Origin of the sequence: Microbacterium sp. ZOR0019 (assembly GCF_000800925.1) — a bacterium.
Taxonomy (GTDB): Bacteria; Actinomycetota; Actinomycetes; order Actinomycetales; family Microbacteriaceae; genus Microbacterium; species Microbacterium aurugineum.
The window spans coordinates 1-5,185 of sequence record NZ_JRKC01000120.1; the positions used below are offsets into that span (position 1 = coordinate 1).

At 69.2% G+C, this 5,185-nt stretch carries 2 protein-coding genes; both read right to left on the reverse strand.

The features are described 5' to 3' along the window. Positions 1–164: 164 nt before the first annotated feature. Entirely contained in the window at positions 165–4,664 is a 4,500-nt protein-coding gene (locus L978_RS18155; RefSeq protein ID WP_047524899.1) for an FtsK/SpoIIIE domain-containing protein, read from the reverse strand. A gap of 43 nt (positions 4,665–4,707) precedes the next feature. Next, positions 4,708–5,185 (reverse strand): FHA domain-containing protein (locus L978_RS18160; protein WP_156118331.1); only part of this gene is annotated, 478 nt, incomplete at its 5' end.

Consider the following 5,185-nt stretch of genomic DNA (forward strand, 5'->3'; position numbering starts at 1 on the left):
GCCACCTGCTCCATCTCTGCATAAGACGCACCGAAATCGGCCATCGTCCACACCTCCGCAAATCGAGAGAACCGGACCCCTCCGGCCCGAATAACACCACCCTATGGAAATATCCGCGCCCCCGTCGATGGGGACAACTCCCCATCGACGACCGCGGCCGTCGCCTACTCCTCGACCAGCGGCAGCTGCACCGTGACCTGGCGTCCGGCCTGCACGAAGATGCCTCGTCCTTCGGGGAAGTCGGTGCGCTTCACCTTCGGGAACGGCACCTTGAACACCGCATCGCCGTCGAAGGAGTCGGGCTTGAGGATGATGCCCTTACGCCCGGCCTTGAAGTCTCCGATGAACCCGAAGCCGCTGGTCACCTGGGTGACGTCGGCATCGCCGATGAGCAGATGGTCGCTGCGGTTGATCGCCTGGAAGAGCGCCTTCATCTCGCGCTCGGCGGGACTGTCCGCGAACTGCGGCACGTCTTCGACGACGATGAGCACCCTCGTCGGGAGCGAGTCGTCGGAGATCAGCTCGGTGATCTCCTTGGCGAGCTCCTTCGCATCGTCCGGCGTCACGGCGCTGCGTGTCCAGCTCGCGTAGTCCTTGAGCTGGGCACGTCGGCCTCCGAAGTGGAACAGCACGGTCGCCGGGTCGAGTCGCCGCATCGAGGTGATGAGCGACTTGAGGGCGTTGGTCTTGCCCGACGACGGCGGGCCGGCCACGACGAACGTGCCCACCGGGTCGAAGTCGCGCGCCGCCAGGGTGTCCTCCGCGACCCCGAGTGCCGGGAACTCGCCGAGGCGATCGGGGAGATCCCGCACGGAGAGGCGGGTGGGCAGCGCGCCGATCTCCGGCACTTCACGCGCCCCGGCCGTACGCAGTCGCTCGGCAAGGCCTTCGAGGAGCTTGGTCTGCTCCGCCACATTCGGAGTCCCGCCCAGCGTCGCGATCTGCGTCTCGCGGCCGTCGATGATGGCGCGTCCCGGGGCCGACCGCTCGTCGAGCACGTCTTTCGGCGCGTTCAGCATCGCGTACCCGGACTCGTCCGAGAGACGCAGGACCACGCGCCGCGACACGTTGGCGCTCACCGCCGTCGGAACCGAGCCTGAGCGGTCGGCGCTCGCGACGACGTGCACGCCGAGCGGGCGGCCCTCGCCGAGGATGCGCATGAAGATCTGATAGAAGGGCATCCGCGCCGTCGTCGACTCCCACTCTCCACGGAACTGCGGGAAGCCGTCGATGAGCAGGACGATGCGCGCCTCGTCCTGCCCGGTGAGCTCCCGGTACTCCGTGAGGCTGGAAGCGTTGGCGGCACTGAAACGCTTGCCACGGTCGTCGAGCACCGCGGCCAGCGACCGCAGCACCCGCTGCACGCGCTCGGAGTCGTCACCCGAGATGATCGAGCCGACGTGCGGCAGCATCTCCAGGCTCTTGAGCGAACCGGACCCGAAGTCGAGCCCGTACACCTCGACGTTCGAACGAGCGGGATCGAAACCCGCGGCGATCGCGATCGTGCGCAGCACCGTCGACTTGCCCGAACCGCTCGTCCCGTAGACGAGCAGTGAACCGTCCTTGTCGGGGTGGAAGTAGGCCGGCTCCTGAAGCTGCCGTTCCGGGACATCCATCTTGCCGAGCAGCACCTGCCCGTCGCCGAGCACCGGGAGATCGCGCAGGTCGACCGCGCCCTCGAGATCGTCGAGCCACGGACGTCGGGGCGCGGGGATGCGGGCCTCGCGCGCCGCATTCACGAGCGTCGCCACGATGCGCTTCTGGTCGTTGGGTCCGAGATCCTCGTCGTGCGAATCGGACTCCGGCGCCTGCTCGGCCTCCCAGGTCTGGATGGACCCGAAACGGAGCTCGGCGACCTTGACCTCGGCGACCTGGGCCTCGTCCGTTGTCCATCCGCCGGCGTACGCGGACTGGAACGGCACGAGTCGCCCCGGACCCGTCTTCGCGATGCCTCGTCCCGGCAGCGAGGGCGGGAAGGTCGCCGCCACCGGGTCGTCGACGACGTCCTTGGAGTCGGACTCGTCAGCCATCCGCAGCGCGACGCGCAGGTTCGTGTTCGCGCGGAGGTTGTCCTTGATGACGCCGGCGGGACGCTGCGTCGCCATGATCAAGTGGATGCCGAGGGACCGTCCGCGCTGCGCGATGTCGACCACTCCGTCGACGAACTCCGGCACCTCTCCGGCGAGCGCCGCGAACTCGTCGATCACCAGCACCAGCGCGGGCGGCGTCTCAGGGTCGCGTCGCTTCTCGAGCTCGAGGAGGTCTTTGGCCTTCTTGCGGTTGAAGAGGTGCTCACGATGGTGCAGCTCGGCCCGCAGGCTCGTGAGCGCGCGGCGCACGAGGTGCGGGCTCAGGTCGGTGACGAGGCCGACGGTGTGGGGCAGGTCGACGCAGTCCGCGAAAGCCGAGCCGCCCTTGTAGTCGACGAACAGGAACGTGACCCGGTCGGGGCTGTGGGCGGCCGCCATACCGAGCACCCATGCCTGCAGGAACTCGCTCTTGCCGGCACCGGTCGTCCCGCCGACCAGGGCGTGCGGCCCCTGGGTGCGCAGGTCGAGGGTCATCGCGTCCGTCTGCGACTGTCCGATGATGGCGCGCAGGTTGCCGGCCTTCTTGAGCCGCGACTGCGGAGCGCCGGAACGGTCGATGATGGTGTTGTTCTGCCGCCAGCGATCGATCACCGCGCTGGCATCCTCGGCGACCTCAGTGCCCACGAGCGAAAGGAAGCTGACCGAGTTCGGGATGTCGGAGGAGTCCTCGATCACCGTACTGGAATCGACGACCGGCGCCAGGCGCTTGGCGAACATCGTCATGTAGGCGTGCGAGACACCCTCGACCTGCACCCCGCGGTAGTCCACGCCGCTGCGGACGGTGCCGACCACGGCATCGGAGAGCCCGGCGCTCACGTCGACGAACGTGCGGCACGCCGCGGGCAGTGCCTCGACGACCGGAGCGACGAACAGGGCGTAGACGCCGACGTCGGCGCCGCGTTCCAGGATCTGGGTCAGTCTGGCCCGATCGACGGGGGCGTCGTTCGTGATGATCACCAGGATGGCCGTCTGGCCGGGGAACGTCGCCTCCTCGGCCGCGCGCTTGACGTCGGTGCCGTACCGCATCGGATCCCAGTCGGCTCCGTACGGGGGCCGCGCAGACTTCGACTCCCGCGAGCGGCGCAGGACGATCTCCTCGAGACCGCTGAGCAGGGCCGTCCCGGTTGAGGCGGAATCCGCGAGCGGCATCTCCTTGAACGGGTTCCGCTCGCTGGAGGTGTGGGGGAGCCACTTGAGCCAGTCGAGCTCGTTCGCCCACCCCGGTTCGGTCAGCGCCACGGTGACGAGCTCGTTCGGGGAGTGCGTGCCGAACAGTTGGACGGCGATCCCCCGCAGCGCATCGCTGGCCAGCGACGTGGGACCGGCGACACCGACAGACCCCACGCTCTGGAGCGATTCCAGGATGGGGACGTCGTCGATCATCCGGTACCGCTCCTCCAGGCGATCGACGCGTTCGACGTACTCGACGAGCGCCTCCGGGGTCTCGGTGCGCTTGATGCGCGTGCGCGCTTCGGTCTCGCAGACCCCGAGACGCATCGCGAGGAAGTTCCAGTGCTCCGGTCGCCGCGTCCACAGCAGGGGACCGAGACGCATGGCCTCATCGAACACCACGGCGACGGCGGGGACCTCGTTCTGCCGTACCTCGCGCTCCTTCGGACGCGAGTGGTACAGCGTCTCCTCCAGCCGCTCGAACTGCTCCTCGAACGACTCGGCCTCCTTGCGAAGCCGCTGACCGATGTTGGTCTTCTGCGAGATGAAGTTGCCGAACATCATCATCGGCGACGCAGCCGCGATGAGCAGCGACGCCGGACGCTGCGTGATGCTGAACATCGTCACGGCCAGGAGGATCGGCGCGACGAGCATGGGCCAGGGGAACAGCCGCGACGGCTGGTCGCGGGGATAGCGCGGCTCATCGAGATCCTCCCCGGTGTACCGCTCCTCGACACGGGGGCTGCGGTTGAACATGAGCGCTCCCCCGCGCTCGAGCACCGGGTCACCCGTGGCTGAGCCGTCGAAGTCGCTCACCATGTGCACGACGAACTCGCAGTCCCCGAGCACGAAGCTCTGCCCGGGGATCACACGGAGACGCTGCACGAGCCCGCCGTCGACGAGGATTCCGTTCGCCGAGTTGAGGTCGACCAGCTCGACGAACGTCGCGGCGACCTCGATCCTGGCGTGCCGCTTCGAGACGAGCGGATCGGCGATCGTGACGTCGTTCGCGGCGTCGCGACCGATCAGGAAGTGACCGATCGGCAGCGGGAACTCCTGCCCGACCGCGGGGCCGGAGACCACCCGGAGGACGGCGGCGGGGCGCGCACCCACGGTGCCTGCGGCGGCACGGTTCGGGCCGACGTTGACCACCTCGGCGAGGAAGCCGGAGCCGAGCGGGGCGTCGCCGACGAGCAGGTCGGGATTGAGCATCGTGAGCTGCTCGCTGGTCGGAGGGGCGACGGAGAGCGTGAGCACGTCGGTCGGCGTCGCGACGATGCTGCGCGCCGGGTCGGTGGTGGCGATCTGGCGCGCGACATCGGCGATGGTCGCCGTCGAGTCTGCCATCACGACGACGTCGGTCAGGGGTGCTGCGGGTCGACGCAGGGTCAGCTTGACTCTCATCGCTCGTCCTCACCGCGCCGGGGGCGCATCTCACTTCTCCGGGTCATACCCACTCCACCTGCAGGAACCGATCGCCGAAGCGCACCGTGTCCCCGGTCCGCAGCTCTGCCGGGTGTCCGGCGGCCAGCGCGGTCTCGACACCGTCTCGGACGATCGCGCTGCCGTTGGTCGACGCGCGATCGACGATGAACACGCCCCGTCGAGCCGGCATCACCGCGATGTGGGTCTTGGACACCGAACGCGTGTCGTCGACGACCGGGACCAGGAGCGCTTCGCCCTCGCCGGCTGCCGCGCCCGGCGACCTCCCGAACAACGTGGTGCCGCGCACCTCGACGCGCTCACCGGTGTCGAGCACGAGGATCGCCCGCACTCCGGCGGGAACCACCGGCACATCGGCGGGAACGGCGGCGGGAGCAGGGACCGGCGGCTCGGGGGCAGGAACCGGCTGCGCTGCGGGTGCGGGCGCGGGTGGCATCACGGGTGCGGGCGCGGGTGGCATCACGGGCGCGGGCGATGCCGCG

Coding starts and splice junctions, on each gene's coding strand:
- L978_RS18155 (WP_047524899.1), bottom strand. CDS start 4,664: ATGAGAGTCAAGCTGACCCTGCGTCGACCCGCAGCACCCCTGACCGAC.